The organism is Nocardioides imazamoxiresistens (assembly GCF_032378595.1).
Lineage (GTDB): Bacteria > Actinomycetota > Actinomycetes > Propionibacteriales > Nocardioidaceae > Nocardioides > Nocardioides imazamoxiresistens.
The window spans coordinates 14,904-41,191 of record NZ_JAVYII010000004.1; the positions used below are offsets into that span (position 1 = coordinate 14,904).

The following is a 26,288-nucleotide window of genomic DNA, read 5'->3' on the forward strand; positions in this document are numbered from 1 at the left end:
CTGGCCGCCCGTGCCGTCGGGGCTCACCCCGGCGGTGCGAGCGCTGCCTCGAGGAACGGCCGCACGGCCGTGTGTGCGAGCGCCGTGCCCGGGTCGGTCGAGCCCCCCGCCGCACGTCGGTGGGCGATGCCGGCGGCGATGACCGCGATCTTGTAGCGCGCGAGCGCCAGGTGGAAGTCCCAGTCGGCGAGCTCGACGCCGCCCGCGTCGCAGTACGCCGCGGCCAGGCCGTCCGGGCTCGGCAGCCGTGGGCTGGCCCATGCCGTCGCCGATCCGATGACCAGGTCGAACGCCGGGTCCCGGTACGCGCACATCATCGCCACGTCGGCCACGGGGTCGCCGAGGGTGCACAGCTCCCAGTCGACGACGGCCGTGACCCGCGCGCTGCCGGGCCCGAGGTCCAGCAGCGTGTTGTCGATGCGGTAGTCGCCGTGCACGACCGCGGCGGCGTCCTGCCGCACCGGCCTGGTCGCCTCGAGACGTTGACGCACCTCGGCCTCGAGCGCCGAGAGGGTGGGGTCGCCGACCAGCGCCCACTGGCCCGACCATCGTCGCAGCTGTCGGTCGGCGTAGCCGCTCGGCCGTCCGAGGGTGTCCAGCCCGCAGGCGGCCACGTCGACCTCGTGGAGCCGTGCGAGCACCGTCACCAGCTCGTCGACGACGGCGCTGAGCGTCGGTGCGTCGAGCGCGTCCAGCTGCTCGCGGCTCTGGACGCAGGTGCCGTCCGCGAAGGCGGAGACGGCGAAGGCGCCGCCGAGGAGCGTCTCGTCCTCGCACGCCACCACGGCTGTCGGCACCGGCACGTCGGTGGCACCCAGCCCGCGGGTGATCCGGTGCTCCCGCACGACGTCGTGGGCCGACGGCGTACGCCCCGTGCGCGGCGGCATCCTGAGGACCCAGCGACCTCCGTCGGCGTCCTCGAGCCGCACGGTCAGGTTGGACCGGCCGCCGGCCAGCACGGTGGCGGACAGCGCCCCGGCGACCTCCGCGCCCGCCTCGCGCATGACCCTTGCGACGGTCGCCAGCTCGTCCTCCGTCAGCGGGGAGGTCACGACGTCCCCAGCCGACGTACGGCCCGTCGGGCGATGGACCAGCGGTGCACCTCGGAAGGGCCGTCGTAGATCCGGAACGGCCGCAGCTCGCGGGCGATCTTGGCGACGGGAAGGTCGCGCGAGACCCCCGAGCCGCCGCACAGCTGCTGGGCGCGGTCGGCGACCCGGTCGAGCGCCTCGGCTGCGAAGGTCTTGGCGATCGAGGTCTCGGCGCTGGCGCGGCTACCCGCGTCGAGGGCCCGGCAGGCGTCCATGAGCAGTGCGCGCGTGGCGGCCAGGTCGATCTCGTTGTCGGCGATGAGCTGCTGGGCCATGCCCTGCTCGGCCAAGGTCGAGCCGAAGGCCGGGCGCGCGGCTGCGTACCGGACGGCCTCCTCGTGGGCGCGGGCGGCGGCGCCCGTCCACCGCATCACGTGGGTCATCCGAGCCGGCCCGAGGCGCACCTGGGCGTAGCGGAAGCCCTCGTCCACGCCGCCCAGCACGTCCTCGTCGGGCACGAACACCCGCGTGAGGGCGAGCTCGCAGTGACCGCCGATCATCGACCGGTCGACCGTGCCGACGTGTCGGACCAGGTGCACCCCGTCGCGGTCGCTGGGGACGAGGAACATCGTGGCGCCGTCGTTGTCGCCGACCTCGCCGGAGGTGCGGGCCATGACGATCAGGAAGCCGGCGCCGTCGGCCCCGGTGATGAAGGTCTTGTGACCGTCGACGAGCCAGCCGCCGTCGGTCCTGACCGCGCGGGTCGTCAGTCGGCCCGGGTCCGAGCCGGCGCCGGGTGCGGGCTCGGTCATCGCGAACGCCGAGCGGTGCTCGCCGGCGACGAGCGGGCGGAGGTAGCGCTCCCGCTGGTCCGAGGAGGCGACGTGGGCGAGGAGGTGGATGTTGCCCTCGTCCGGGGCGTTGATGTTCAGCGCCATCGGGCCGAACAGCGACCGGCCTGCGGCCTCGAAGACCGGAGCCCGGTCCACCATGCCCAGGCCGAGGCCGCCCAGGTCGGTCGGGGCATGCGGCGAGAGCAGCCCGGCCTCGCGAGCGAGGGCCTGGAGCCGGCGACGCAGGTCGTCCCCGCCGGCTGCCTCGACGTCGCCGTCGTGCTCGTCGTCGGCGGGGAGGACGTGCTCGTCGACGAACGCTCGGGTCCGCTCGGTCAGCTCGTGGACGTCGTGCGGCACTGGGGGTCTCCTTCGACGGGGCGTTGCAAACCAAACTGAACTCAGGTTACTTTACGCCGGTCGGGTTGTCGACGGAGATGTCGTCGGTCGCGAGCGGCGCGGCTGAGGCCGGCACCGCCGACCGCGCCAGGAGGAGGGCCCAGGATGAGTTCGGCACGGATCGTGGTCGTGGACGGCGCCCGCACACCGGTGGGCAGCTTCGGCGGTGCGCTGAGCGGTGTACCCGCCCACGAGCTGGGTGCCACGGCTGTCCGGGCGGCGCTGGCACGCGCCGGGGCCGACCCGCAGGACCCGCGTGAGGTCGTCATGGGGTGCATCGGGCAGGTGGGTCCGGACGCGTACCTCGCCCGCCGCGTGGCCGTCGCGGCCGGGCTCCCGACGAGCACGCCGGCCTACACGGTCAATCGGTTGTGCGGATCGGGCCTGCAGTCCATCTGGTCCGCCGCGATGCAGATGCGGTGGAACGATCTGGACGTCACGGTCGCCGGCGGTGCCGAGTCGATGTCGCGGATGCCGTTCTACGACTTCGGCGCGCGCGACGGCTACCGGCTCGGCGACCGGCCACTCGCCGACGGGACCGTGATGATGCTGACCGACCCGTTCCACGGCGTGCACATGGGCGTTACGGCAGAGAACGTCGCCGAGCGCTACGACGTCAGCCGGACGGCTCAGGACGAGTTCGCGGCGGAGTCCCAGCGTCGCGCCGCGACGGCGGAGGCCCAGGCCGCGTTCGCCGAGGAGATCACGAGCGTCGAGACCGGTGGGCGCCGGTCGGTCGTCGTCGAGACCGACGAGCACCCCAAGCCCGGCACGACCGTCCAGACCCTTGCTGCGCTGCGGCCGGCGTTCGCCTCGGGTGGCAGCGTCACCGCCGGCAACTCGTCCGGCATCAACGACGGCGGGGCCGCCGTCGTCCTGGCCACCGACACCGCGGCCGCCGAGCGCGGCTGGCAGCCGCTCGTCGAGCTCGTCGCGGTCGCGACCGGGGCGCTCGAGCCCGAGGTGATGGGGTACGCACCGGTCCTCGCCCTGCGGTCACTGTTCGAGAAGACCGGCACCGCGCCGTCGGACCTCGACGTCGTGGAGTGCAACGAGGCCTTCGCGGCCCAGGCCGTCGCGGTCGTCCGCGACGCGGGGCTCGACCCCGAGAGGACCAACCCGTACGGCGGGGCGATCGCCATGGGGCACCCCGTCGGCGCGACCGGCGCGATCCTGTCGCTGCGGGTGGCCAAGCACCTGGCCCGCACCGACGGCGAGCTGGGCGTGGTCACGATGTGCATCGGCGGCGGCCAGGCGCTGGCGGCCCTGTTCCGTCGTGTCTGAACCGCACCACCGGACCCGAGCACCGAGGGAGACCTGATGGATCTCGACGCCGAGGACCTCGCCGCCATGGTGGTGGCCGTCCGCCGCTTCGCGGCCAGCGAGCTGGAGCCGTTCGCACAGGAGCGGGACGAGTCCAAGAGGTTCCCGGTCGAGGCACTGGCCCGGGCCGGTGAGCTCGGCCTGGGCGGACTGTACGTGGGCGAGCAGCACGGCGGTGCCGGGCTCTCGCGCCGCGACGCCGCGCGACTGGTCGCCGAGCTGGCGCGAGGGGACGTCACGGTGGCGGCGTACGTGTCGATCCACAACATGGTCGCGTGGATGGTCGACACCTTCGCGTCCGACGAGGTCCGGGCCGCCTGGCTGCCGGGGCTGGCGTCGATGCGCTGCCTGGCGAGCTACTGCCTGACCGAGCCGGACGCGGGCTCGGACGCCGCGGCGCTACGCACGGTCGCGCGCCGTGACGGCGACGCGTACGTCCTGTCGGGCGTGAAGCAGTTCATCTCGGGGGCGGGGACCTCCCACGCGTACCTCGTCATGGCCCGCACGGGGTCGGAGGGCGCCCGAGGGATCTCGGCGTTCCTCGTGCCCGGCGACAGCGGGGGTCTCTCCTTCGGACCGAACGAGCGCAAGATGGGGTGGAACGCCCAGCCGACCCGACAGGTGGTGCTGGACGATGTCCGCGTGCCGGCCTCCCACCTCCTCGGCGAGGAGGGCGACGGGTTCGCGATCGCGATGCGAGGACTCGACGGTGGTCGGATCAACATCGCCGCGTGCTCCCTCGGCGGCGCCTCATGGGCCGTCGAGCGGGCGGCGGCGCACCTGCACTCGCGCATCGCGTTCGGCAAGCCGCTGAGCGCCCAGCAGGCGTTGCAGTTCCGCCTGGCCGACATGGAAACCGCGCTCGAGGCGTCGCGCTGCCTCCTGGACCGGGCCGCCTCGGCGCTCGACGCCGGCGCCGCCGATGCCACGAAGCTCTGCGCGATGGCGAAGCAGTTCGTCACCGACCAGTGCTTCGACGCCGCCAACGCGGCGCTGCAGCTGCACGGCGGGTACGGGTACCTCTCGGAGTACGGCGTCGAGCGGGTGGTGCGCGACCTCCGCGTCCACCAGATCCTCGAGGGCACCAACGAGATCATGCGGTTGATCGTGAGCCGTGCGGTCCTGCAGCGGGCCGCCGCATGACGCCGGAGGAGGTGGGGGTCGACCTCGAGGTGCGGGACGGCGTGGCGCACCTGGCGCTGGCGCGTCCGTCGTCGGCCAACGCGTTCGACCTGCCCACCGCACGGGCCCTGCGGAGCGCGGTGTGCCGGATCGCCGACAACGACCGGGTCGGGTCGGTGCTCGTCTCGGGCGCGGGCGCCCGGTTCTGCGCCGGGGGCGACGTGGCCGCGATGGTGGGGGCGGAGGACCGGGGGGCGTACGTCCGCGAGCTCGCCCTCGTCGTCGACGAGGCGCTGCTGGCGCTCGGGGACCTCCGCAGGCCGGTCGTGGCCGCCGTCCAGGGCGCCGTCGCGGGTGCCGGCCTCGCCCTGATGCTCTCGTGCGACGTCGTCGTCGCGGAGGCGGGCACCCGGTTCGCCTCTGCCTACGCGGGTGTCGGACTGACGCCCGACTGCGGTCTGTCCTGGTCGTTGCCGCGTGCCGTCGGCCAGCAGCGGGCGCTCGAGCTCCTGCTCACGCGCCGCGTGCTGGATGCGGACGAGGCGCGGGACTGGGGCCTGGTCACGCAGGTCGCCGAGCAGGGCGAGGCCCTGGGGCGCGCCCATCAGATGGCGCTCGAGCTCGCGAGCGGGCCGACGTACGCCCTCGCCCAGGCCCGCGCGTTGGTGCGGGCGTCCTGGACGACCACCCGAGAGGCGGCCGGCAGGGCCGAGGCCGACGTCATCGGTGCCGCTGTGCAGCTGCCGGCCGCGACGTCGCGGCTGGCCCGTTTCGCGGCCCGCTGAAGGATCCACCAACCGGAGAGGAAGCATCATGGGACGTTTCGAGGGGCGGGTCGCCGTCATCACGGGTGCCGCGAGGGGCATCGGGTTCGGGACCGCGCAGCGGTTCTCCGAGGAGGGCGCCGCCGTCGCCGTCCTGGACCTGGACGAGGCCGCGGCGAAGGACGCGGCGAGCCGGCTGCCCGGCCAGGCGGTCGGGATCGGCGCCGACGTCGCCGACAAGGCGTCGGTGGATGCCGCGGTGGAGCGGCTGGTCGCCGAGCTGGGCGGGGTGCACGTGCTGGTGAACAACGCGGGGATCACCCGCGACAACCTCCTGTTCAAGATGTCCGAGGCGGACTGGGACCTGGTCGTGGGCGTTCATCTCCGGGGCGCCTTCCTGACCACCCAGGCGGTGCAGCGCCACTTCGTCGAGCAGCGGTACGGCAAGATCGTCAACCTCTCGAGCGTCTCCGCGCTCGGCAACCGCGGGCAGGCCAACTACTCGGCGGCGAAGATGGGTGTGCAGGGCCTGACGCGCACGCTCGGCATCGAGCTGGGACCGTTCGGCATCAACGTCAACGCGGTCGCCCCCGGCTTCGTCGCCACCGAGATGACGGACGCCACGGCGGCACGTCTGAAGCTCGACGTCGACGAGTTCCGCCGGCTCAACGCCGAGCACAACCCCGTCAAGCGCGTCGGCGAGCCCGCCGACATCGCCGCGGCCGTCTGCTTCCTGGCCAGTGACGAGGCCTCCTACGTCACGGGCCAGACGCTGTACGTCGACGGCGGCGCGACGCTCGGCTGAGCGAGGGGACGAGGATCGTGGCGACCGACGACACGGCACGACGCGACCGCGGGACCGTCGTCCGGCGACTCCACGGGGTCGAGGGCGAGATCGACCTGCCCGTCACGCAGGCGCGCTACCTGCGCGCGCTTCTCGGTGGCCTTCCCGCCGACGGTCGCACGGCGGGTGCCCGCGGACGTGGGGCGGCGCGGCAGGTGGGTCCCACGGGGTCCCAGCTGGCCGCTTGGGCCGAGGCCATGGGACCGCGTCCGCCTCACACCTCCGTCTGAGCCGCCACGCGCCACTCGCCGTCGACGTCCTCGAGCTCGACCTCGTAGTCCTGCGACGACGCGCCGTCGACGACCTGCGAGGTCTGGGGCGTCACGGTCACGCCGGCGTCGGCGAGGGTGGTGCAGACCGACGGCTGCCCGGCCGCGGCGGCCTGCTCGGCGGCGGCGACCTCGGTCGCCACCGCACCGGTGGAGAGGTCGGCCCGGTCGGCGCAGGAGCTCGCGGTGTGCCAGTCGTAGACGGTGTTGTACGCCTCCGACGCCTCGGACGTCGTGTTCTCCAGGATCCAGCCGAGCTCGGTCAGCTCGGCCGTCGCGGTGGTCTCGTCGAACGGCACGCGGTTGCCGGGCCGCTCGACCTCCAGCGACCCCTCGACGGTGGCGACGTCGTCGTCCTCGGTGACGTCCTCGACGGTGAGGTAGTAGGTGGTCTCGACGCTGTCGGCGCAGTAGGAGTCCGCGTCGTCGAGCGCCTCCTCGACCTTGTCGAGCCGGAAGCCGGTGACGACCTCGCGCTGCTCCTCGCAGGTGGCGGCCGAGAGGTACTCCTGCAGCGCGCCCTCCGGCGTCGTCGAGTAGACGGTGCGGCGCACGACCAGCCAGTCGCCGTCGCGCTGCTCCAGCTCGAGGTCCAGCACCCGGTCGACGTCGACGTAGCGGTCCTCCGAGCCCTCGTACGCGGCGGTGACGTCGGCGACCGCGGTCGCCGTGTCGCCCTCGACGACGACGTCGCGCACGGACGACTCCACGGCGTACTCCGCCAGCTCGTCGCAGTAGGGGCTGTCCTGGTCGACCGCGGCCTCGATCGTCGTGCGCCGCTCGCCGTCGCTCAGCGCCAGCTCGTCCTCGCAGCTCTGCGCCGCGAGCACGGCCTCGACGGCGTCCTCCACCTCGGTCTCCGCGGCGGGCGGCGCCGCCGGGGCGCCGTCACCCCCGCGCGCCAGCACCCAGACCGTCGCGCCTCCGGCGACGACGATGACGGCCACCAGCGCGGCCGCGAGCGCGGTCCGTGCCCTCGCCCCTCCCACGTGCTCGGCCTCAGGCCGGGGTGGCGGTGCCGCTGGCCACGAGCCAGGCGTCGTCGGACTCCTCGAGCTGCACCGTGGCGCGCTCGCCGTAGTCCTGGTAGGGCCCGGTGCCGTTGTAGGTGCCCTCGACGTCGTAGACGACGGTGGCGTCCCCGCCGTACACCTCGACCGAGACCGCGGTGATCACGTACGTCACGTCGGGCAGGGCGGGACAGATCGAGAACTCGCCGGCGGCGGCCGCCTCGATGCCCGCCTGGACCTCCGCGGCCATGGCGCCGGTCGACTGCTCGAGCCGCGCCTCGCAGGACGTCGCGACGTACCAGTCGTACGCCGCCTGGTAGGCCGCCGACGCGGCCGAGGAGGTGTCCTCCAGGATCCAGCCCAGGTCGGTGTTCTCGGCCGTGCCGGTCGTCTGGTCGTGGGGCACCTGCACGCCCTCGCCGCCCTCGGTGACCAGCGACGTCTCGACGACGGCGGTGTCGCCGTCCTCGGTCACGTCCTCGACGTCGATCGTGTACGTGGTCTCGGTCGCCCACGAGCAGTAGGAGCCGTCGTCGTCGATCGCCGTCTGGACCTTGTCGTAGCGGGTGCCGGTCACGACCTCCAGCGCCTCCTGGCAGGTCGCGGCCTCCATGTACGCCTCCAGCGCACCCTCCGGGGTCGCCGAGTAGATCGTGCGCCGCGACGCCAGCCACTCGCCGTCGACCGCCTCGAGTTCGAGGTCCACGACCCGCTCGTAGTCGCCGTAGCGCTCCTCGGAGCCGTCGTAGGTGGCGGTCACCTCGACGACCGCGGTCGCCTCGTCACCCTCGACGACGACGTCGCGCACGCCGAGGTCGTAGGTGAACGCGGTCAGCTCGTCGCAGTAGGGGCTGTCCTGGTCGACGACCGACTCGAGGATCTCGAGCCGCTCGCCGGTCGTCAGGGCCAGCTCGTCCTCACAGGTCTCGACCGCCCACAGCGCCTCGACGGCCGTCTGCACGCGGTCCTCCTCGCGCTCCTCCTCCGCCGTGGGGGCGTCGTCGCCGCCGCGCAGCAGGAAGAACAGCGAGGCGCCGCCGGCGCCGACGATGACCAGCACGAGGGCGAGCACGGCCGCGAGCCGACCCTTGCCGCCACCCGTCCCGCCGGCCCCGCCCGTCGCGGACCCGCCGCCGAAGCCCTGGCCGGGCTGCTCGGAGCCGTACGCCGAGGCGTACGGCGCCGGGCCCGCCTGCCAGGCGGGCGCCTCCTGGCCGGCCGACGGGCCGCCGGCGGGCGGGGCGTCGGACCAGCGTTCGCCGTCCCACCACCGCGTGGTGCCGCTGCCGTCGTCGTACCAGCCGGGAGGGGTGCTCATGGCGGGCCCCTCTACCCACTCCGGTGGCTGCTCATGCGTCGCGCGGTCGGCCTCCTCGTCCGTCCGAGCCACGGCCGGGGGCGACAGTGCGGGCGAGATCAGGAAGGATGCCCCCATGAGCAACGGTGGACAGGGCGGAACGCCGGCGGGCTGGTACCCGGACGGGCAGGGCGGACTCCGGTGGTGGGACGGGCAGCAGTGGACGTCGGACGTCCGCCCGGCCGGCGCCGGGGGCGGCCAGCCCGGGCAGGGACAGCCGGGCGGCGGCCACGGGGGACAGGGCTTCGGCCAGCAGGGCGGCCAGCAGCAGCCGTACGGCCAGCAGGGCGGCCAGCAGGGTTACGGCCAGGGCGCCCAGCAGCAGCCGTACGGCCAGCAGGGTGGTCAGCAGGGTTACGGCCAGCAGCCGGGCCAGCAGGGCCAGTTCGGTCAGCAGGGCGGCCAGCAGGGCTTCGGCCAGCAGGCGTACGGGCAGCCGTACGGCCAGCAGCCGCGGAAGTCCGGCGCGCCGGTCAAGCTGATCGCCGCGATCGGCGGCGGTCTCGTCGCCGTCATCCTCGTGGTGGTGCTGCTCTTCGTGTTCCTCGGCGGCGGCAACGACCCCGAGTCCGTGGCCGACGACTACTTCTCGGCGCTCGAGGACGGCGACGCGGAGACGCTGTGCGAGCTGAGCAGCGAGGAGTCGCGCGAGCAGCAGTTCGAGGCGCTCGACGTCGACAGCTGCGAGGCCTACGGCGAGGCGGCCGACGAGGAGATCGAGGGCGGCGGCAGCTTCGACCCCGACGACGTCAGCTTCGAGATCGACATCACCGGCTCGGAGGAGGACGGCGACACCGCGACCGTCGACTTCGACTACACGATCGAGTACACGGGCGACGAGGACGGCGCGGCCGAGTTCATCGACGACGAGGGCTCGGACACGCTCGACCTCGTCAAGGAGGACGGCGACTGGAAGGTCGACGGCGGCCTCTGAGGCACCCGAACGCACGACCGACACGGCCCCGGAGATCACTTCGGGGCCGTGTCAGTATTCCGGGGTGAAGGCCTTCCGGTGCCGCGTCTGCGAGAACGACCTCTACCTCGAGAACTCCCTGTGCATCTCCTGCGGGAGCGCCCTGGGGTTCTCCCGCTCGGAGCGCGCGCTCGTCCCCGTGGGTGACGACGGCCGCTACACCGACCACACCGGAGCCACCTGGTTCCGCTGCGCGAACCGCGAGCTCGCGGGCTGCAACTGGCTCGCCCCCGCCGAGGGCGCCCGGTGCGACGCCTGCTCCCTGACCCGCACCAGACCCTCGGACGACGACGCCGAGGGTCTGGGTCAGCTGCCGGCCGCGGAGGCGGCCAAGCGCCACCTCGTCATCGAGCTGGACACGCTCGGCCTGCCGGTGGTCGGCAGGGACGAGGACCCGGTCGGCGGGCTCTGCTTCGACATGCTCAGCAGCGTCGACGAGAACGTCGTGATCGGGCACGCGAACGGCGTCATCACCATCGACCTCGCCGAGAGCGACGACGCGCGCCGCGAGCGGGTGCGCACCGAGCTCGGCGAGCCGTACCGCACCATGCTCGGCCACCTGCGCCACGAGATCGGTCACTACCTGCAGATGGTCGTGGTCACCCCGGGGCCGCTGCAGGACCGCTGTCGCGAGCTCTTCGGCGACGAGACGGCCGACTACCAGGCCGAGATCGACCGCCACTACAGCGAGGGACCGCCCGACGGGTGGGAGGAGCGCTTCATCACCACCTACGCCACGATGCACCCGTTCGAGGACTTCGCCGAGACGTTCGCGCACTTCCTGCACATCCACGACACCGTCGACACGGCCGCCGAGCTCGGGCTGGTGACCGTCAACCCCGCCGGGTTCGGCTCGTTCCGCGACCTCGTCCTCGGCGTGTGGGTGCCGCTGAGCATCGCGCTGAACCAGATCAACCGCTCCATGGGCAAGGGCGACCTCTACCCGTTCGTCATCCCCGACGCCGTGCTCGACAAGCTGGACTTCGTCGCCTCGCTGGCGCCGGCGGGCCCCGGCGGCGGCGAGGCGACCTGATGGGGGCGGTACGCACGGGGCTCGGCGTCCTGCTGGCCCTGGCGTTCGCGGTGCTCGCGCCGGCGGCCCTCACCGCGTCCTGGGCGAGCTCCCAGGTCGACGACACCGACGCGTACGTCGAGAACGTCGCGCAGCTCGCCGACGACCCGCTCGTGGTCGACGAGGTCACCACGCGGCTGACCTCGGCGCTCGACTCGACGGTGGCCAACCAGCTGGGCGCCGAGGCCTCCGCGGTCGCGTCGCCGAGCGTCGCGACGGCGGTGCGCGACGTCGTCGGGTCGGAGCAGTTCGACACCGCGTGGCGCGAGGCCAACCGGGTGGCGCACGAGCAGCTCGTGCGCGTGCTGCGGGGCGACGCGACCACCGCGGACGGCGACCTCGCGATCGACCTGACCGAGCTCTACAACGCGGCCGCGGCGCTGCTGCGCGACGACGGCATCGAGGTGGCCGACCGGCCCGACGGCGGACTGACGTTCCGCACGGCGCCCCCGGACCGGCTTGACGACGCGCAGGAGGCGTACCAGGCGGTCGTGGCCGGCGGGGCCTGGCTGCCGGTCGCGGCCCTGGTCGTCCTGGCGCTCGCGGTGCTGGTGGCGCCGGGCCGGGCGCGGATCGTGGTGGGGCTGGTCGCCGCGGTCGGCACCGTCGTGACGACCGGACTGCTGCTGGCGGGCGTCTCGGCGGGCCAGGAGATCGCGGAGCTGCAGGTCGCGGCCGCGGACCGGGACCTCGCGGCGGCAGTGCTCGGTGCGCTGCTCGGCGAGCTGCGGAACCGGGCCTGGTGGGTGCTGGGGATCGCGGCCGTCGCGGCCGTGGCCCTGGTGGTGGTCCCGCTGGTCGTGGGTGCGCTGGGCCGCCGTCGCGCCGGCGGCCGCCCGCCGGCGCCCGTGTACTGACTCCCTACGCTGGTGCCATGACGAGCGAGGCACCCGGCTACGTCGCGCCGGGCAAGGGTTTCGACCGCGACATGAACTACATCCCCGACCGCATCACGGCCGTCGACCCGGCGACCGGCGAGCCGCGCCGGCCGGAGCACGGGCCGGCCGACGTGCCGCTGTGGCCGGCGGAGCCCGGGCGCTACCGGCTCGTGGCCGCCAAGGCCTGCCCCTGGGCCACGCGCGCCATCATCGTGCGCCGCGTCCTCGGCCTCGAGGACGTCATCTCGCTGGGGACGCCGGGCCCCACGCACGACCAGCGCTCGTGGACCTTCGACCTCGACCCCGACGGGCGCGACCCCGTGCTGGGCATCGAGCGGCTGCAGGAGGCGTACTTCGCGCGGATCCCCGACTACCCGCGCGGCATCACCGTGCCGGCCGTCGTCGAGGTGGAGAGCGGGAAGGTCGTCACCAACGACTTCCCGTGGATCACCCACGACCTCTTCTTCGAGTGGCGCGACCACCACCGCGACGACGCCCCTGACCTGTGGCCCGACGACGTGCGCGAGGAGATGGACGAGGTCAACAAGCGCGTCTTCACCGAGGTCAACAACGGGGTCTACCGCTGCGGCTTCGCGGGCTCGCAGGAGGCGTACGACGCTGCCTACGACCGCCTGTTCGCCGCGCTGGACTGGCTCGAGGAGCGCCTGACCGACCGCCGGTTCCTCATGGGCGACCGCCTGACCGAGGCGGACGTGCGGCTGTTCACGACGCTGTCGCGCTTCGACCCCGTCTACCACGGCCACTTCAAGTGCAACCGCCAGAAGCTCAGCGAGATGCCGGCGCTGTGGGCGTACGCCCGCGACCTCTACGCCCTGCCCGGCTTCGGGGAGAGCACGGACTTCGAGCAGATCAAGCGGCACTACTACGTCGTGCACTCCGACATCAACCCGACGCAGGTCGTGCCGAAGGGCCCGGACCTGGCGTCCTGGCACGCGCCGCACGACCGGGACCGGCTGGGGCCGACGCCGGGGTTCGCCGTCCGCTGACCATGAGAACCAGCCGCAGGATACCCCTCGGGGGTATGGTCGCCGTCGCCACGAGGAGTCGAGCCGAGGAGCGGTGATGGGGCACGGTCACGGGCACGGTCACGGGGGCGGCGGCCACGGCGCCGGACGGGCCGCCGACCGCCGACGACTGAAGATCGTCCTGGCCGTCACGGGGTCGGTGATGGTGCTGCAGGCCGTCGGCAGCGTCCTGACCGGGTCGCTGGCGCTGCTCGCCGACTCAGCGCACATGGCCATGGACGCCGGGGGCGTGCTCCTGGCCCTGGGCGCCTCGTACGTCGCCGCCCGGCCCGCCGGGGAGCGCTCCACCTTCGGCTACCACCGCGCCGAGGTGCTCGCGGCGCTCGTCAACGCGGTCGTGCTGCTCGTGCTGGGCGGGGTGCTGGTGTACGCGGGCGTCACCCGCCTCGCCGATCCCGGCGAGGTGGACGCGGGGCCGATGGTCCTCTTCGCCCTCACCGGTCTCGTGGCCAACGGCGTCTCGATGGCGGTGCTCAGCCGCTCCGACACCGGCTCGCTGAACCTGCGCGGCGCGATGATGGAGGTGATGGCCGACCTGCTGGGCTCGGTCTTCGCGATCGCCGCCGGCGTGGTCATCCTGCTCACCGACTGGCAGCAGGCCGACCCGGTCGCGTCGCTGCTGATCGCCGCGATGATCGTGCCGCGGGCCCTCACCCTGGCCCGCGACGCGCTGCGGGTCCTGCTGGAGGTGGCGCCCGAGGACCTCGACCTCGCCGAGGTCACGCGCCACATCAAGGAGATGGACGGCGTGGTCGACGTGCACGACCTGCACGCCTGGACGATCACGTCCGGCCTGCCGTCGCTGTCCGCGCACGTGACGGTCACCGACGAGGCGCTGGCGGCCTACGGCGTCGGCGGGATGCTGGACCGGGTCAGCAACTGCGTCGCCGGCCACTTCGAGGTCCAGCACGCCACGTTCCAGATCGAGCCCGTCTCGCACCGCGCCCACGAGGACCTGGGCGAGGCGCACTAGGTCCCGGCGGGGCGGGGCCTCAGGCCCGCTCGTCGTCCTCGGGGTAGGTGCGGCCGTCGGCGACGGGGAAGCCGCTCTCCTGGCCGGCGATGGTGCCGCCCAGGCCGGGCGTGCCGGCGGGGTCCTCGGGTCCGCCCGGCTGGTGCGCCTCGGGGTCCTGGGGCGGGAGGTCCTCGCGCGGCGTCGCGTCGGGGTCGACCTCGTCGGGCGGGGTTCCGGGCTGCTCGTGCTCGCTCATGGCGACCCGGTTGCCGCGCGTCGCCGGAGCATGCCCGGCCGGCGGGCGCCCTTGTCCCGTCTTCCTACGGTGGGACGCGGTAGCCGGGCCGGGTGCCGGTCCGGACGTCCCGAACCGCAACGGAGGCCGCAGTGAAGCTGACCCCCATCGCCGATCTCGTCAACCAGTCCGGTCCCTACGTCACCGTCCGCGCCGAGGTCGGCCGCCCGGGCGAGGACGGTCGCCAGCAGGCCAAGACGCGCTGGACGACCGTGCGCCACGCCCTCGAGCGCGACGCCGTCGACCCCCCAGGTGGTCGAGGAGGTGGGGGAGCGACTGCTGGAGCCGCCGCAGGTGCCCGGCCAGGCCCGTCGCACGATCGTGGCCGGCCCGCACGGCGTGCTGTTCGACGACACCCTCCCCGGCGACGGCCGCTTCCCGGAGGTCGCCGAGGTCGCTCCCCTGCCGGACCTCGCCGCCTGGGTCTCCGCCGCCGAGAGCCGGGTGCCCTTCGCGATCGCGCTGTGCGACCGGGAGGGCGGCGACGTCTCCTTCCTCGACGCCGTGGACCACCGTGGCGCCGAGGTGACGACGCACGGCGGCCGCACTCTGCACGAGCACCAGGTCGGGGTGGAGGTCGCGGAACCGGAGTACCAGCGCCACTCCGAGCAGACCTGGCGCCGCAACGCCCAGGACGTCGCCGCGGCGCTGCGTGAGGGCGTGCGCACCCGGTCGCTCGACCTGGTCCTGCTGGCGGGCGACGAGCGCGCCCGCCACCTGGTCGCCGACGAGCTGACCGGCCTGGCGGTCGAGGTCGTGCACCTCGCCTCGGGCAGCCGGGCGCCCGGCGCCTCGGCGGACGCGCTGTGGACGGAGGTCGAGGTCGCCGTCGCGGCGCACCAGGCCGGGCGCGAGGCGGCCGTGCTCGAGCGGCTGGGGGCGGGCGAGGGCCAGGCGGGCACCGCGGCCCGCGGTCTCGACGACGTGCTCGACGCGTTCGTGCGGGGCCAGGTCGAGCAGCTGCTCGTCGACCTGGAGGCGGCGAGCGAGCTGCGGGTCGACCCCACGGCGTACCCCGGCCTGCCGGTCCCGGCCGGCCTCGGCGACGAGGCGCCCGCCGACCGGGTGCTGATCGCGGTCGCGGCGGCGACCCAGGCCGACGTCGTGGTGGTGCCGGCGGCGCAGACGGGGGGTACGCCCGTCAACGCCGTGCTGCGCTGGGCCGACGGGCCCCAGCCCCCTCAGTCCCGCTGAACCTCGCTGCGCAGCTTCAGCACGACGGTCCCGTCCTCCTGCTCGATCACGTAGGCGGGATCGTCGTCGCTGCCCTTGCGCTTGATGGTCTCGCCCTTCGTCGTGCGGGAGACCTCGTCGTGGTGGACCTCGGTCACCTTCCCCGAGGCCGTGCCGTTGCCCCAGGACCACTGGACCGTCGTACCGGTGCGGATCGTCATGACGTGAACGTACGGCCGCGGTGGTGACGACGGACGGCGGACGGGTCCGAGGACCCGTCCGCCGTCCGGTGTGTCGTGCGGTCGGCCGCACCACCCCCGGGGTGGGGCGTCGGCCGGCCTGCTCAGAGCAGGAAGAAGAGCAGCACGATCACGGCGATGACGAGCGCGGCGATGGCGATGGTCCGAGTGTTCATGGCTTTCTCCCTCTGTGGTGGACCCGCCGGTCGGACGGTCTGTCCGGCCGGTCGTGGCCCTTGTGACGTGCGACGTTAGACCCGCCGCCCAAGGCGGGGGCGGGCTGACGCCCCGCGCCGGTACCCGATCGACGACGACGGCGACGCGTGACGCACGTCTCGTCTCGCGCTCACGGAGGGTCGTCGGCTACGGTGGGTGCACCCAGTGACCTGGGTCACAACACCAGATCGACGACCCCACCCGTGGCGCCCACCCCGCGCCGCACGGGGGTCGTCACGACGAGCCCGGCGCCGGAGACCCCGACGTCGAGCGAGGAGCGTGTCATGACGATCTTGACCGGCGCGCCGACGGCCCACGAGTCGGCGGAGTGCGAACCGGACTACGTGCAGCTGCTGACGCCCGAGGGCGCGCGGACCGAGCACCCGGACTACGCCTTCGACGGCGACGACGACCTCGTGCGCACCCTGCACCGCGACATGGTGCTGGTGCGACGCATCGACACCGAGGCCACCGCGCTGCAGCGCCACGGGGAGCTGGGCATCTGGGCGCAGCTGCTCGGCCAGGAGGCCGCGCAGGTGGGCGCCGCCCACGGCCTGCGCCGCCAGGACTTCGTCTTCCCGACCTACCGCGAGCACGGCATGGCGTGGGTGCGCGGCATCGACCCCGGCAAGCTGCTCGGCCTGTTCCGCGGCGTCGACCACGGCGGGTGGGACCCGGCGGAGCACGACTTCGGCCTCTACACGATCGTCATCGGCGCGCAGACCCTGCACGCGACGGGGTACGCGATGGCCCAGGCCGCCGACGGCCTCGTCGGCTCGGGCGACGTCACCCGCGACGCCTGCACGGTGGCCCACTTCGGCGACGGCGCCTCGAGCCAGGGCGACGTGCTGGAGTCCTTCGTCTTCGCCGCGACCTACGACGCGCCCGTCGTCTTCTACTGCCAGAACAACCAGTGGGCGATCTCCTCGCCGATCGAGCGCCAGTCGCGCACGCCGCTGCACTGGCGCGCACCCGCCTTCGGCTTCCCCGGCGTCCGCGTCGACGGCAACGACGCGCTGGCGACGTACGCGGTGATGCGTGCGGCCACCGACCGCGCGCGGTCCGGCGAGGGCCCGATGTTCGTCGAGGCGTACACCTACCGGATGGGGGCGCACACCACCACCGACGACCCGACGCGCTACCGCGCCGGCGCCGACGTGGACGCGTGGCGCCGCAAGGACCCGATCGCGCGCACGGAGGCGTACCTGCGCTCCGTCGACGCGATCGACGACGCCTGGGTGGCGGGCCTGGAGCAGGAGGCCGCCGACCTCGGCGCCGACCTGCGGCGCCGCTGCCGCGAGCTGCCGGACCCCGAGCCGCTCGCGCTGTTCGACCACGTCTACGCGGAGTCCACGCCCGAGATCGAGGAGCAGCGGGAGGGGTACGCGGCGTACCTCGCCCAGTTCGACACGACCGGCACGGAGGTGGCCCGATGAGCAAGGTGACCCTGGCGAAGGCCCTCAACGAGGGCCTGCGGTCGGCGATGGACTCCGACGACAAGGTCGTGCTGATGGGAGAGGACGTCGGCCGGCTCGGCGGCGTCTTCCGGATCACCGACGGCCTCCAGAAGGACTTCGGCGACCGGCGCGTGATGGACTCGCCGCTCGCGGAGTCCGGCATCGTCGGCACGGCGATCGGCATGGCGATGCGGGGCTACCGCCCTGTCGTGGAGATCCAGTTCGACGGGTTCGTGTACCCCGCCTACGACCAGATCGTCTCGCAGCTCGCGAAGATGTCGTACCGCTCGAAGGGCCGCGTGCGGCTGCCCGTCGTCATCCGGATCCCGTTCGGCGGCGGCATCGGCGCGGTCGAGCACCACAGCGAGAGCCCGGAGGCGCAGTTCGCGCACACGCCGGGTCTCAAGGTGGTCGCCTGCTCGAACCCGGTCGACGGCTACTGGATGATCCAGCAGGCGATCGCCTGCGACGACCCGGTGATCTTCCTCGAGCCCAAGCGGCAGTACCACGCCGACAAGGCCGAGCTCGACACCTCCGTCGCGCCTGCGCCGCTGTTCACCTCGAAGGTCGTGCGCGAGGGCCGCGACCTGACGCTGCTGGCGTACGGCCCCACCGTCAAGACGTGCCTGGCCGCCGCCGAGGCGGCGGTCGCGGAGGGCCGCTCGATCGAGGTGATCGACCTACGCACCCTGTCGCCGCTCGACCTCGAGCCGGTCGTGGCGTCGGTGCGCCGCACCGGTCGCGCCGTGATGGTGCACGAGGCGCACGTGAACCTCGGCATGGGCGCCGAGGTGGCCGCGCGGGTGACCGAGCAGTGCTTCTACTCGCTCGAGGCGCCGGTGCTGCGGGTCGGCGGGTTCGACACGCCCTACCCGGCGGCGCGCAACGAGCACCACTACCTGCCCGACCTCGACCGCGTCCTCGACGCGGTCGACCGGACGTTCGACTTCTGAGGGGAGCGGCATGCCGGAGTTCCTGCTGCCGGACGTCGGCGAGGGCCTCACCGAGGCCGAGATCGTCGAGTGGCACGTGAAGGTCGGCGACGTGGTCGAGGTCAACGACCCGCTCGTCGACATCGAGACGGCGAAGTCGGTGGTCGAGCTGCCGTCGCCGTACGCCGGGGAGGTCACCGCCCTGCTCGTCGAGGTCGGGCAGACCGTCGCGGTCGGCACGCCGATCATCGCGGTGGGCGAGCCCGCCGCGGCGCCGGCGAGCCCGCCGCCCGCGGCCGAGCCGCCACCGGTCGAGACGATCGTGGAGGTGCCGACGGAGGCACCGACGGCGGCGCCCGCGGAGGCACCTGCCGCCGACGAGCCCGCCGCGGAGCAGCCGAAGACGCTCGTCGGCTACGGCCCCCGCGAGACCGGCACGACCCGGCGGCCCCGGCGCGGTGCGCCGACGCCCGCCGTCGCGCCCGAGCCGGTCGGCGTCCTGGCCAAGCCGCCGGTGCGCAAGCTGGCCGCGGACCTGGGGATCGACCTCGCCACGCTAATCCCGACCGGTCCGCACGGCACGGTGTCGCGCGAGGACGTCGAGGCCGCGGTCGCCGTGCCCGCCGGCGCGGGCGAGCCGGCGGTGGCGTCGGCGGCCACCGAGCCGGCCGCGTCCGGTGCTATGTCTAGCACCGACGAGACCCGCCGCGAGCCGGTCAAGGGCGTGCGCAAGGCGATGGCGCAGGCGATGGTCGCGTCCGCGTTCACGGCCCCGCACGTCACGATCTGGACCACCGTCGACGTCACGGCCACGACGGCGTACGTCGAGCGGCTGCGCGCGCGCCGCGACCTCGCGGACGTCAAGGTGTCCCCGCTGGTCGTGCTGGCGCGTGCGGTCACGCTCGCGATGCGTCGCTCGCCGCTGCTCAACTCCCGCTACGACACCGGGCCCGACGGCGACGAGGTCGTGCTGCGCGACCGGGTCAACCTCGGGATCGCGGCGGCCACGCCCCGCGGCCTGGTGGTCCCCAACGTCAAGCACGCCGACCTGCTGCCCCTGCCGGAGCTGGCGCGTGCGATCGGCGAGCTGACCGCGACGGCGCGGGAGGGGCGCACGGCTCCGGCCGACCAGGCGGGCGGAACGTTCACGATCACCAACGTCGGGGTGCTGGGGATGGAGGGCGGCACGCCGATCATCAACCCGGGCGAGTCGGCGATCCTGTGCCTCGGCGCGGTCGAACGGCGACCGTGGGTCGTCGAGGACGCCGACGGCGAGCGCATCGTGCCGCGCGACGTCGCGACGCTGACGCTGAGCTTCGACCACCGGCACATCGACGGGGCGACGGGGTCGGCCTTCCTGGCCGACGTCGCCACCGTGCTGCACGACCCCGCGGACGGCCTGCTGCTGTAGCGGCCGCGCGTCCGCGGTCCGGGGACGGGGAGGGGCGGCGGTCGGCCGGGCACGGGGGCCCGGCCGACCGTCGTGCACCGTGTGACTCAGATCACCCGGATCCGGTGTGACGATCCGGGGTCGACCCACGACCAACCTGTGTCAGGCCGACGGGCTCCCCGCCGGCGACGTCGACCGAGAGGGATCATCATGGGTATCGCGGACAAGGCGAAGAACGCTGCCGAGGACCTGGCCGGCAAGGCCAAGGAGGCCGTCGGCAACGTCACCGGCAACGACGAGCTCAAGGCGGAGGGCAAGGCCGACCAGACCAAGTCCTCGGCCAAGCAGGCCGGCGAGAACGTCAAGGACGTCTTCAAGGGCTGACGCAGCAGCGAGGCTCCTGCCACGGGCCGGTCCGGCGACGGACCGGCCCGTCTGCGTGCCGCGAGGCTCAGAAGAGGTAGCGGCGCGAGCGCTGCGCGACGGACCCGGCGCCCGCGACCAGCAGCCGCGAGAGCTCGTGCTCGAGCACCGTGCCCACCCGGTGGCAGAACGCCTCGGGCTCCTCGGCCGCGTCGGGCTGCTCCGGCACGACGACGTCGACGACCCCGCGGGCGGCGAGGTCGAGGGCGCGGACCTGCTGGGCGCGCGCCATCTCGGCGGCGTGGTCGAGGTCGCGGTGCACGATCGCGCTGGCGCCCTCGGGCGGCAGCGGGGAGAGCCAGGCGTGCTGCGCCGCGACGACCCGGTCGGCGGGCAGCAGCGCGAGCGCTCCGCCGCCGTTGCCCTCGCCCAGCATGAGGCACAGGGTCGGGGCGTCGAGGGTGACCAGGTCGGCGAGGCAGCGTGCGATCTCACCGGCGAGGCCGCCGTTCTCGGCGTCGGCCGAGAGGGCGGCGCCCTGGGTGTCGATGACCGAGACGAGCGGCAGCTTGAGGTCGGAGGCCAGCCGCATGCCGCGGCGGGCCTCGCGCAGCGCCTCCGGGCCCATCGGGTGCTCGCGGGTCTGACCGCGCCGGTCCTGCCCGAGGAAGACGCACGGGGCGTCGCCGAAGCGGGCGAGCGCGATGATGAGGCCGGGGTCGGCCTCGCCCTGCCCGGTGCCGTTGAGCAGCACGACGTCGCTGGCGGCGTAGCGCAGCAGGCGGCGTACGCCCGGACGCTCGGGGTCGCGCGAGCGCGTGACCGCCTCCCACGTCTCGACGTCCGGCACCGGCCCGAGCTCGGGCGCCTTCACGGTGCCGACGCCCTCGCGGCGGGCCAGCAGGATCGCCAGGGCGCGGTCGACGATGTCGGGGATGTCCTCGGGCGGGATGACCGCGTCGATGATGCCGTGGGCGTACAGGTTCTCCGACGTCTGCACGCCCTCGGGGAACGGCCGCCCGTAGAGCGCCTCGTAGACCCGGGGGCCGAGGAAGCCCACGAGGGCCCCGGGCTCGGCGACCGTGACGTGGCCGAGCGAGCCCCATGACGCCATCACGCCGCCGGTGGTGGGGTGGCGCAGGTAGACCAGGTAGGGCAGTCCCGCCTTCTTGTGCGTGGCGACCGCCGCCGAGATCCGCACCATCTGCACGAACGCGGGCGTCCCCTCCTGCATCCGGGTGCCGCCGGAGACGGGCGCGGCCAGCAGCGGCAGCCCCTCGGCCGTCGCCCGCTCCACGGCCGCGACGACGCGGTCGGCCGCCGCCCGGCCGATCGAGCCGGCGAGGAAGCGGAACTCGCCGAGCAGCACGGCCACCCGGCGGCCCCGGATCAGGCCCTCGCCGGTCACGACCGACTCGTCGGTGCCTGCCTTGGCGGCTGCGGCGTCCAGCTCGGAGGCGTACGCCTCGGAGATCTCGCCGCGCACCGGCGCCGTGTCCCAGGAGCGCCACGACCCCTCGTCGAGCACCAGGTCGATCAGGTCGTGGGAGGTCAACCGCGTCGTCATGCGCGAACGGTAGCGGTGGGCCCCAGGAGGACCCGCCGGACACCCGGCGAGGTCCGGTGCCGTGCCACGTCCACGACGGTCACAGCACCGGACCTCGCCACGAACCTCTCGATCGTGCGCTCGGCCGGCCTGGTCAGGCAGCCGACGGCGTGGCGGTGTCGGACTCCCCGGCCGGGTCGTCGTCCTCCGCGTCCGCCCCCGGACCGCGGCCGGGGCCCCTGTCGCCGTGGGCGCCGGGGCCATCCGTGCCGTCCGCGCCCGGGCCGTGGGCGCCGGGACCGCCGGCGTCGCCCGGCCCGGCCGGACCGCTCGCGCACTCGCCGTCGACGGCGTCGCCCACCGTGACGGCCGCCGCCGTCACGGTGGAGTCGTCGGCGGTCTCGTCGGTGGTCTCGTCGGTGGACTCGGCCGCACCGCGTGCGGTCAGGCACCGACCCTCCTGCACGGCGGAGGAGTCGGCCTCGACGACCAGCCAGAAGGTCGTGTCGTCGTCCACCGTGACCGTCACCGACTCGGCCTCGGCGTCGGCGTCCGTGTCGTCGCCACCCCGCCGCGGCGCGGTCGACTCGACGGTGAAGCCGGTGTCGGACACCGCGGTGACGATGCCCCGCACCGGGCGAGCCGGCGCCTCGCCGTCGGCGGGCGGCTCGGGTGCGTCCTCGTCGGAGGCCGGGCGGCCACCGGGTCCGACCGGCCCGCACTCGCCGTCGACGGCCTCGCGGACCGTCACGTCGCCCGCGGGTCCGACGGCCACGCAGCTGCCGACGGCCACGTCGTCGAGGGACCCCTCGACGCGCTCGGTGAAGGTCGTGTCGTCGGTCCAGGTCACCGTGACGGTGCCGTCGGCGCCCTCGACCTCGGCGCTGTCGTCGCCGACGGAGGTGACGAGCCCGGCGGCGCCCCGGCCGCCGGGCCGCTCCGTCGTGCCGTCGCCTGCGTCCGGCGTGTCCGCGCTCGCGTACGCCGCGAACGACAGCGCCATGACGCCGGAGGCGGCCAGCGCACCGGTCCGGACGATGCCGGTGCTCAGTGTGGTGGGGGGCATGGAAGGTCCTTCCGTCCACGCGGCACGCCGGGTGCGCACCGCCCCGTCGACGGTCACGGCGGTCGATGTGTCCGGCGTGGGCAGGACCTGTCCCAGACCTGTGGGTCGCTCGTTCGCGACGGGGCCCGCCGGCCGGAGGGCTGCCGCCGCACGACCTCCCCGGCGCGCTTCACGGGCGGTCGGACCCGGGTGCCGACGCGCGGCGCATGATGGGGAGGTCGGACCGAGCTCGTGCCGGACGTGGCCGGGCCGACGACGAACCGACGGGAGGGAGCCTCGTGGCAGCCCACGACCTGGTCATCCGGACGGCCGCGGCCGGTGACGTCGCCCAGGTGTGCGCGTTCGGCGAGGCCCACGTCCGCCCGCACTACGCGCCCTTGATCGGCGCGCAGGCGGCCGACCAGCAGGTGGCCCGCTGGTGGCGGCCCGATCAGATCCTGCCGGCTGCGGTGCAGGGCCGGATCGTCGTCGCGACCGCCGCCGACCGCGTGGTGGGCGTGGCGCAGCACGGTCGGGCCGGCGAGGACGTCGTCCTCTACAAGCTGTACGTCGACCCGGGCAGGCGCGGGCACGGGCTCGGTCCCCGCCTGGTCGCCGCCGTCGAGGACGCGCTCCCGTCGGACGTGCGGCGTCTGAGTGTCGAGCACTTCGCGGGCAACGTCCGGGCGGCGGCCTTCTACGAGCGGGAGGGGTTCGCCGTCGAGCGGGTCGAGCCGAGCTCCACCGGCTCCCGTGCGCTCGACGTCGTGTGGCGGGCCCGCCCGGTCGGGAGCACGGACGCGGGCAGGCCGTAGGGCGCCTCAGACCAGCGTCGACCAGTAGTCCCAGAACTCGACGAGCACGACGGCGATCACGAGCAGGTAGGTCAGCGCCGTCGCCAGCACCGACCACGACCGCAGCGCGCGACCGACGGCCGAGTCGCGCAGGCCCGCGCCGAGGACGCCCGCGTCGACGTTGCGCCGCGTGACGGCCCAGAACAGCGGGATCACCACCGCCCAGACGACCATGCAGTAGGGGCACAGGGCCCCGATCTCGTAGACGCTCTGCCACACGAGCCACCCCACGAACACCGCGCCCAGCACGACGCCGAGCTGCAGCCCGCGCCAGAACCACGCGGCGTACCGGGCCCCCGCCAGGATCCCCGCGCCCACGGCGAGCAGCACGGGGAACGCGGCGACACCGATGACCGGGTTCGGGAACCCGAAGACCCGCGCCTGCTCCGTGGTCATCACCGAGCCGCAGCTGAGGATCGGGTTGATGCTGCAGGAGGGCACGTAGGAGGGGTCGATCAGCAGCTGGATCCGTTCGAGCAGCAGGGTCACCGCGGCCACGAAGCCGACGGCGCCGGCGACGACCAGCAGCCAGGCGAGGCGGCGGTCGCGGTGGCGGGCGTCGTACGCCTCCAGCTCCCGCAGCTCGTCGGGCGTCAGGTCCAGCTCGTCGGAGACGGTCGTGCTGCTCACCCCATGAATGTAGCGCCGAGCGATGAGTCGACGTGGCCGGACGGGTCGGCACGTCCAGGAGGAGACATGACACGAACGCTCGCAGTGACCCAGAACATCACCCTCGACGGCCGGATCGAGATGCTCGACGACTGGTTCGACCCGACCACCGGCAGCGACGACCTGGTCGAGGAGAGCCACCGCCAGGACGCGCAGGCCGATGCCGTGCTGCTCGGCCGCCAGACGTTCACCGACTTCCGCGGCTTCTGGCGCGACCGCGTCGACGACCAGACCGGGGTGACGGACTACCTGAACCGGATCGACAAGTACGTGGTGTCCGCGACCCTCACCGACCCTGACTGGGCCGGCAGCACGGTCGTCACGGGCGACGTCCTCGCCGAGGTCGCGGCGCTGAAGGAGCAGCCGGGCGACGACATCGTCGTGACCGGCTCGATCCGCCTGACGCACGCCCTGCTCGCCGCCGGCCTCGTCGACGAGGTCCGCCTGTTCGTCTACCCGGCCGTCCAGGGCCGCGGTCGCCTGCTCTTCCCGGACGGCTTCGTCGCGCAGGGGCAGCGCCCGCTCGAGGCGCGCGTGTTCACGGGCGGCGTGGCGTTCCAGCGGTGGGCGCTGCGCTGACCCGTACGCGTCGCCGGGCCCCGGCCCGACTATCCGTTTTGCGCAGAGTGCGGAGCGATTCGACCGCTCGCCGTTGAAGGCCCGCGCCGAGCGAACCCATCCTCGTGTGACGGCGATCACCCCGATCGCCCGGCATGCGAGGAGCGGCGATGCGACCTGCGATCGACCCCGGTCTGGCGGGCTTCCTGGAGCAGGCGGCGGCCGCCGGTGCCCCGCCGATCACGGCGGGCAGCGTCGCTGACGCCCGCACCGGCAACGCCGAGTTCCTGCGCACGATGCGGACGCGGCAGGAGCCGGTCCGCGCGGTCGAGGAGCTCTCGGTGCCCACCCGTGCGGGCGACCTGCCGGCGCGTGCGTACCTGCCCGTGGACGAGCCCGTCGCGGTCGTCGTCTACCTGCACGGCGGCGGCTGGGTGCTCGGGGACCTCGAGGGCCACGACCAGCTCTGCCGCCACCTCGCCGCGACCTCCGGCGCGGTGGTCGTCAACGTCAACTACCGCCACGCCCCGGAGACCCGCTTCCCCGGCCCGGCCGAGGACGCCGCCGACGCGGTCGCCTGGGCCGCCGCCACCTACCCCTACCCGGTCGTGGTCATGGGGGACAGCGCGGGCGGCAACCTGGCTGCCTCCGCCGCCGTCGCCAGTCGCGACGCGGGCGTGCGGCTGGACCTGCAGGTCCTGCTCTACCCGGTGCTCGACGCCGACCTGACCCGCGAGTCGTACCGCAGGAACGGTGACGGCTACCTGCTCACCGCGGCCGACATGGACTGGTTCTGGGACCACTACGTGGGCGACGGTGACCGGTTCGACCCCCGCGCCTCCGTCCTGCGGGTCGACGACCTGGACGGTCTCGCGCCCGCCGTGGTGCTCGTGGCCGGGTACGACCCGCTGCACGACGAGGGCATCGCGTACGCCGATCGCCTCGCCGCGGCCGGGGTCCCCTGCGACGTCCTCGAGTACCCCGGCGCCATCCACGGCTTCATGACCCTCCACGCCGTCAGCCCGCTCGGCGAGCAGGCCGCGGAGGAGGTGGCCGGCCTCGTCCGGCGCCGCACGACCGCAGCCGTCTGATCCATCCCACCCACGAGAGGAAGACCCATGACCTCCACCGAGAGCACCTCGACGCCGGCCCCCGACGTCACGAAGAACCCGGCCACCGAGTTCAGCCACGTGGGGATCCAGGTGCGCGACCTGTCGGTGTCCCTGCCGTTCTACCGCGACCAGATCGGCCTGGAGGTCGTGGCCGAGTGGGTGGTGGAGGACCCGACGACGCGCGAGGCGATCGACCTCCCCCAGGCGACGCTGAACATGGCGGTCCTCCGCCTCCCGGGCACCAACGCCTACATGGAGGTCATCGAGTACCAGAACGTCGAGCGGACGCCGGTCGACCCGTACCACCCGAACCCCGGCACCTGCCACATCGCCTGGTACGTCGACGACATCGACGAGCTCTACGACCGACTCGTCGGCATGGGGCTGGAGCCCGTGAGCCGGCGCGTCGTCCCCATCGACGGAGGCCCCCTCGACGGCGGGAAGGTCATCTACATGACCGACCCCGACGGCATCCGGATCGAGTTCCTGGAGTCGTCCCTCTACCTCGACGCCACCCCCCGCGTCACCCGCTGAAGCGGGCCCTACCCAAGGAGCACCTGTCA

27 protein-coding genes are annotated in these 26,288 nt (G+C 73.9%); 18 read left to right on the plus strand and 9 right to left on the minus strand.

The window, feature by feature from the left end; genetic code table 11:
- Window positions 1-23: 23 nt before the first annotated feature.
- Together RDV89_RS09360 and RDV89_RS09365 are read right to left on the minus strand one after the other, a co-directional pair.
- The gene (locus RDV89_RS09360) at window positions 24-1,052 is read right to left on the minus strand and encodes a phosphotransferase family protein (protein ID WP_315732736.1); all 1,029 of its coding nucleotides are present in this window, start codon (window positions 1,050-1,052) and stop codon (window positions 24-26) included.
- The gene (locus RDV89_RS09365) at window positions 1,049-2,224 is read right to left on the minus strand and encodes an acyl-CoA dehydrogenase family protein (protein WP_315732737.1); all 1,176 of its coding nucleotides are present in this window, start codon (window positions 2,222-2,224) and stop codon (window positions 1,049-1,051) included. Before RDV89_RS09365 ends, RDV89_RS09360 begins: the two co-directional genes overlap by 4 nt.
- Before the next feature lie 144 nt (window positions 2,225-2,368).
- Here RDV89_RS09365 and RDV89_RS09370 point away from each other — a divergent pair, with 144 nt between their 5' ends.
- From RDV89_RS09370 to RDV89_RS09385, 4 genes are read left to right on the plus strand one after another with little or no spacing between them, the layout of a single operon-like run.
- Window positions 2,369-3,547 (plus strand): thiolase family protein, encoded by a 1,179-nt coding sequence (locus RDV89_RS09370; RefSeq protein ID WP_315732738.1) that lies wholly within the window; start codon window positions 2,369-2,371, stop codon window positions 3,545-3,547.
- A 36-nt stretch (window positions 3,548-3,583) separates the two neighbouring features.
- Entirely contained in the window at window positions 3,584-4,729 is a 1,146-nt protein-coding gene (locus RDV89_RS09375; protein ID WP_315732740.1) for an acyl-CoA dehydrogenase family protein, read from the plus strand.
- Window positions 4,726-5,493 (plus strand): enoyl-CoA hydratase/isomerase family protein, encoded by a 768-nt coding sequence (locus RDV89_RS09380; protein WP_315732741.1) that lies wholly within the window; start codon window positions 4,726-4,728, stop codon window positions 5,491-5,493. Before RDV89_RS09375 ends, RDV89_RS09380 begins: the two co-directional genes overlap by 4 nt.
- 28 nt (window positions 5,494-5,521) lie before the next feature.
- A complete protein-coding gene (locus RDV89_RS09385) occupies window positions 5,522-6,277 on the plus strand; it encodes an SDR family NAD(P)-dependent oxidoreductase (RefSeq protein WP_315732742.1) in 756 nt (251 codons plus the stop codon).
- 253 nt (window positions 6,278-6,530) lie between these two features.
- Here the strand turns inward: RDV89_RS09385 and RDV89_RS09390 are convergent, their stop codons facing one another.
- Both RDV89_RS09390 and RDV89_RS09395 read right to left on the minus strand, forming a co-directional pair.
- On the minus strand, window positions 6,531-7,574 hold the full coding sequence (locus RDV89_RS09390) for a hypothetical protein (protein WP_315732743.1): 1,044 nt from the start codon (window positions 7,572-7,574) through the stop codon (window positions 6,531-6,533).
- 10 nt (window positions 7,575-7,584) lie between these two features.
- Window positions 7,585-8,913 carry a DUF2510 domain-containing protein gene (locus RDV89_RS09395; protein WP_315732744.1) on the minus strand — a complete coding sequence of 443 codons (1,329 nt, stop codon included), beginning with the start codon at window positions 8,911-8,913 and terminating at the stop codon, window positions 7,585-7,587.
- A gap of 115 nt (window positions 8,914-9,028) precedes the next feature.
- Here RDV89_RS09395 and RDV89_RS09400 point away from each other — a divergent pair, with 115 nt between their 5' ends.
- From RDV89_RS09400 to RDV89_RS09420, 5 genes are all read left to right on the plus strand, one after another.
- Window positions 9,029-9,886, plus strand: a complete 858-nt coding sequence (locus RDV89_RS09400) for an Rv0361 family membrane protein (RefSeq protein WP_315732746.1) — start codon at window positions 9,029-9,031, stop codon at window positions 9,884-9,886.
- Window positions 9,887-9,950: 64 nt separating this feature from the next.
- On the plus strand, window positions 9,951-10,958 hold the full coding sequence (locus tag RDV89_RS09405) for a zinc-binding metallopeptidase family protein (RefSeq protein WP_315732747.1): 1,008 nt from the start codon (window positions 9,951-9,953) through the stop codon (window positions 10,956-10,958).
- A complete protein-coding gene (locus RDV89_RS09410) occupies window positions 10,958-11,854 on the plus strand; it encodes a hypothetical protein (RefSeq protein ID WP_315732748.1) in 897 nt (298 codons plus the stop codon). The genes RDV89_RS09405 and RDV89_RS09410 overlap by 1 nt, the downstream gene beginning before the upstream one ends.
- Window positions 11,855-11,871: 17 nt before the next feature.
- On the plus strand, window positions 11,872-12,882 hold the full coding sequence (locus tag RDV89_RS09415; RefSeq protein WP_315732749.1) for a glutathione S-transferase family protein: 1,011 nt from the start codon (window positions 11,872-11,874) through the stop codon (window positions 12,880-12,882).
- A 76-nt stretch (window positions 12,883-12,958) separates the two neighbouring features.
- The gene (locus RDV89_RS09420) at window positions 12,959-13,894 is read left to right on the plus strand and encodes a cation diffusion facilitator family transporter (protein ID WP_315732750.1); all 936 of its coding nucleotides are present in this window, start codon (window positions 12,959-12,961) and stop codon (window positions 13,892-13,894) included.
- Between the two features lie 19 nt (window positions 13,895-13,913).
- Here the strand turns inward: RDV89_RS09420 and RDV89_RS09425 are convergent, their stop codons facing one another.
- Entirely contained in the window at window positions 13,914-14,132 is a 219-nt protein-coding gene (locus RDV89_RS09425; RefSeq protein ID WP_315732752.1) for a hypothetical protein, read from the minus strand.
- Window positions 14,133-14,435: 303 nt separating this feature from the next.
- Between RDV89_RS09425 and RDV89_RS09430 the strand changes: the two genes are divergently transcribed.
- Window positions 14,436-15,365: a baeRF2 domain-containing protein gene (locus RDV89_RS09430; RefSeq protein WP_315732753.1), complete on the plus strand. Its 930-nt coding sequence runs from the start codon at window positions 14,436-14,438 to the stop codon at window positions 15,363-15,365.
- On the opposite strand, the gene RDV89_RS09435 is transcribed toward RDV89_RS09430, so the two are convergent.
- Window positions 15,353-15,565: a hypervirulence associated TUDOR domain-containing protein gene (locus RDV89_RS09435; RefSeq protein ID WP_315732754.1), complete on the minus strand. Its 213-nt coding sequence runs from the start codon at window positions 15,563-15,565 to the stop codon at window positions 15,353-15,355. The two genes, RDV89_RS09430 and RDV89_RS09435, sit on opposite strands and share 13 nt — an antisense overlap.
- 518 nt (window positions 15,566-16,083) lie before the next feature.
- Between RDV89_RS09435 and pdhA the strand changes: the two genes are divergently transcribed.
- The 4 genes from pdhA (at window position 16,084) to RDV89_RS09455 (ending at window position 19,962) form a co-directional block, all read left to right on the plus strand.
- Window positions 16,084-17,235: a pyruvate dehydrogenase (acetyl-transferring) E1 component subunit alpha gene (pdhA, locus tag RDV89_RS09440; protein WP_315732755.1), complete on the plus strand. Its 1,152-nt coding sequence runs from the start codon at window positions 16,084-16,086 to the stop codon at window positions 17,233-17,235.
- Window positions 17,232-18,209 carry an alpha-ketoacid dehydrogenase subunit beta gene (locus tag RDV89_RS09445; protein ID WP_315732756.1) on the plus strand — a complete coding sequence of 326 codons (978 nt, stop codon included), beginning with the start codon at window positions 17,232-17,234 and terminating at the stop codon, window positions 18,207-18,209. Before pdhA ends, RDV89_RS09445 begins: the two co-directional genes overlap by 4 nt.
- Window positions 18,210-18,219: 10 nt before the next feature.
- Window positions 18,220-19,599, plus strand: coding sequence for a dihydrolipoamide acetyltransferase family protein (locus RDV89_RS09450; protein WP_315732757.1), 1,380 nt, complete (start codon window positions 18,220-18,222; stop codon window positions 19,597-19,599).
- 189 nt (window positions 19,600-19,788) lie between these two features.
- Window positions 19,789-19,962 (plus strand): CsbD family protein, encoded by a 174-nt coding sequence (locus RDV89_RS09455; RefSeq protein WP_315732758.1) that lies wholly within the window; start codon window positions 19,789-19,791, stop codon window positions 19,960-19,962.
- A 67-nt stretch (window positions 19,963-20,029) separates the two neighbouring features.
- On the opposite strand, the gene RDV89_RS09460 is transcribed toward RDV89_RS09455, so the two are convergent.
- Both RDV89_RS09460 and RDV89_RS09465 read right to left on the minus strand, forming a co-directional pair.
- Complete coding sequence (locus RDV89_RS09460) at window positions 20,030-21,508, minus strand: carboxyl transferase domain-containing protein (RefSeq protein ID WP_315732759.1); 1,479 nt, start codon at window positions 21,506-21,508, stop codon at window positions 20,030-20,032.
- A 133-nt stretch (window positions 21,509-21,641) separates the two neighbouring features.
- Window positions 21,642-22,553 (minus strand): hypothetical protein, encoded by a 912-nt coding sequence (locus RDV89_RS09465; protein WP_315732760.1) that lies wholly within the window; start codon window positions 22,551-22,553, stop codon window positions 21,642-21,644.
- A 278-nt stretch (window positions 22,554-22,831) separates the two neighbouring features.
- Between RDV89_RS09465 and RDV89_RS09470 the strand changes: the two genes are divergently transcribed.
- Window positions 22,832-23,347, plus strand: a complete 516-nt coding sequence (locus RDV89_RS09470) for a GNAT family N-acetyltransferase (protein WP_315732761.1) — start codon at window positions 22,832-22,834, stop codon at window positions 23,345-23,347.
- Between the two features lie 6 nt (window positions 23,348-23,353).
- Here RDV89_RS09470 and RDV89_RS09475 read toward each other — a convergent pair whose 3' ends face one another.
- On the minus strand, window positions 23,354-24,016 hold the full coding sequence (locus tag RDV89_RS09475; protein ID WP_315732762.1) for a vitamin K epoxide reductase family protein: 663 nt from the start codon (window positions 24,014-24,016) through the stop codon (window positions 23,354-23,356).
- Window positions 24,017-24,082: 66 nt separating this feature from the next.
- Between RDV89_RS09475 and RDV89_RS09480 the strand changes: the two genes are divergently transcribed.
- The 3 genes from RDV89_RS09480 (at window position 24,083) to RDV89_RS09490 (ending at window position 26,259) form a co-directional block, all read left to right on the plus strand.
- Complete coding sequence (locus tag RDV89_RS09480; RefSeq protein ID WP_315732763.1) at window positions 24,083-24,634, plus strand: dihydrofolate reductase family protein; 552 nt, start codon at window positions 24,083-24,085, stop codon at window positions 24,632-24,634.
- A gap of 149 nt (window positions 24,635-24,783) precedes the next feature.
- Window positions 24,784-25,704 (plus strand): alpha/beta hydrolase, encoded by a 921-nt coding sequence (locus RDV89_RS09485; protein ID WP_315732765.1) that lies wholly within the window; start codon window positions 24,784-24,786, stop codon window positions 25,702-25,704.
- A 27-nt stretch (window positions 25,705-25,731) separates the two neighbouring features.
- On the plus strand, window positions 25,732-26,259 hold the full coding sequence (locus RDV89_RS09490) for a VOC family protein (RefSeq protein WP_315732767.1): 528 nt from the start codon (window positions 25,732-25,734) through the stop codon (window positions 26,257-26,259).
- Window positions 26,260-26,288: the final 29 nt, after the last annotated feature.

Bases quoted from the DNA above. Each gene is read 5' to 3' on its own strand.
- RDV89_RS09370 (WP_315732738.1), top strand. From the start codon at position 2,369: ATGAGTTCGGCACGGATCGTGGTCGTGGACGGCGCCCGCACACCGGTG.
- RDV89_RS09400 (WP_315732746.1), top strand. From the start codon at position 9,029: ATGAGCAACGGTGGACAGGGCGGAACGCCGGCGGGCTGGTACCCGGAC.
- RDV89_RS09480 (WP_315732763.1), top strand. From the start codon at position 24,083: ATGACACGAACGCTCGCAGTGACCCAGAACATCACCCTCGACGGCCGG.
- RDV89_RS09465 (WP_315732760.1), bottom strand. From the start codon at position 22,553: ATGCCCCCCACCACACTGAGCACCGGCATCGTCCGGACCGGTGCGCTG.
- RDV89_RS09380 (WP_315732741.1), top strand. From the start codon at position 4,726: ATGACGCCGGAGGAGGTGGGGGTCGACCTCGAGGTGCGGGACGGCGTG.
- RDV89_RS09385 (WP_315732742.1), top strand. From the start codon at position 5,522: ATGGGACGTTTCGAGGGGCGGGTCGCCGTCATCACGGGTGCCGCGAGG.
- pdhA (WP_315732755.1), top strand. From the start codon at position 16,084: ATGACGATCTTGACCGGCGCGCCGACGGCCCACGAGTCGGCGGAGTGC.
- RDV89_RS09490 (WP_315732767.1), top strand. From the start codon at position 25,732: ATGACCTCCACCGAGAGCACCTCGACGCCGGCCCCCGACGTCACGAAG.
- RDV89_RS09445 (WP_315732756.1), top strand. From the start codon at position 17,232: ATGAGCAAGGTGACCCTGGCGAAGGCCCTCAACGAGGGCCTGCGGTCG.
- RDV89_RS09410 (WP_315732748.1), top strand. From the start codon at position 10,958: ATGGGGGCGGTACGCACGGGGCTCGGCGTCCTGCTGGCCCTGGCGTTC.
- RDV89_RS09375 (WP_315732740.1), top strand. From the start codon at position 3,584: ATGGATCTCGACGCCGAGGACCTCGCCGCCATGGTGGTGGCCGTCCGC.
- RDV89_RS09435 (WP_315732754.1), bottom strand. From the start codon at position 15,565: ATGACGATCCGCACCGGTACGACGGTCCAGTGGTCCTGGGGCAACGGC.
- RDV89_RS09455 (WP_315732758.1), top strand. From the start codon at position 19,789: ATGGGTATCGCGGACAAGGCGAAGAACGCTGCCGAGGACCTGGCCGGC.
- RDV89_RS09420 (WP_315732750.1), top strand. From the start codon at position 12,959: ATGGGGCACGGTCACGGGCACGGTCACGGGGGCGGCGGCCACGGCGCC.
- RDV89_RS09415 (WP_315732749.1), top strand. From the start codon at position 11,872: ATGACGAGCGAGGCACCCGGCTACGTCGCGCCGGGCAAGGGTTTCGAC.
- RDV89_RS09485 (WP_315732765.1), top strand. From the start codon at position 24,784: ATGCGACCTGCGATCGACCCCGGTCTGGCGGGCTTCCTGGAGCAGGCG.
- RDV89_RS09425 (WP_315732752.1), bottom strand. From the start codon at position 14,132: ATGAGCGAGCACGAGCAGCCCGGAACCCCGCCCGACGAGGTCGACCCC.
- RDV89_RS09460 (WP_315732759.1), bottom strand. From the start codon at position 21,508: ATGACGACGCGGTTGACCTCCCACGACCTGATCGACCTGGTGCTCGAC.
- RDV89_RS09395 (WP_315732744.1), bottom strand. From the start codon at position 8,913: ATGAGCACCCCTCCCGGCTGGTACGACGACGGCAGCGGCACCACGCGG.
- RDV89_RS09450 (WP_315732757.1), top strand. From the start codon at position 18,220: ATGCCGGAGTTCCTGCTGCCGGACGTCGGCGAGGGCCTCACCGAGGCC.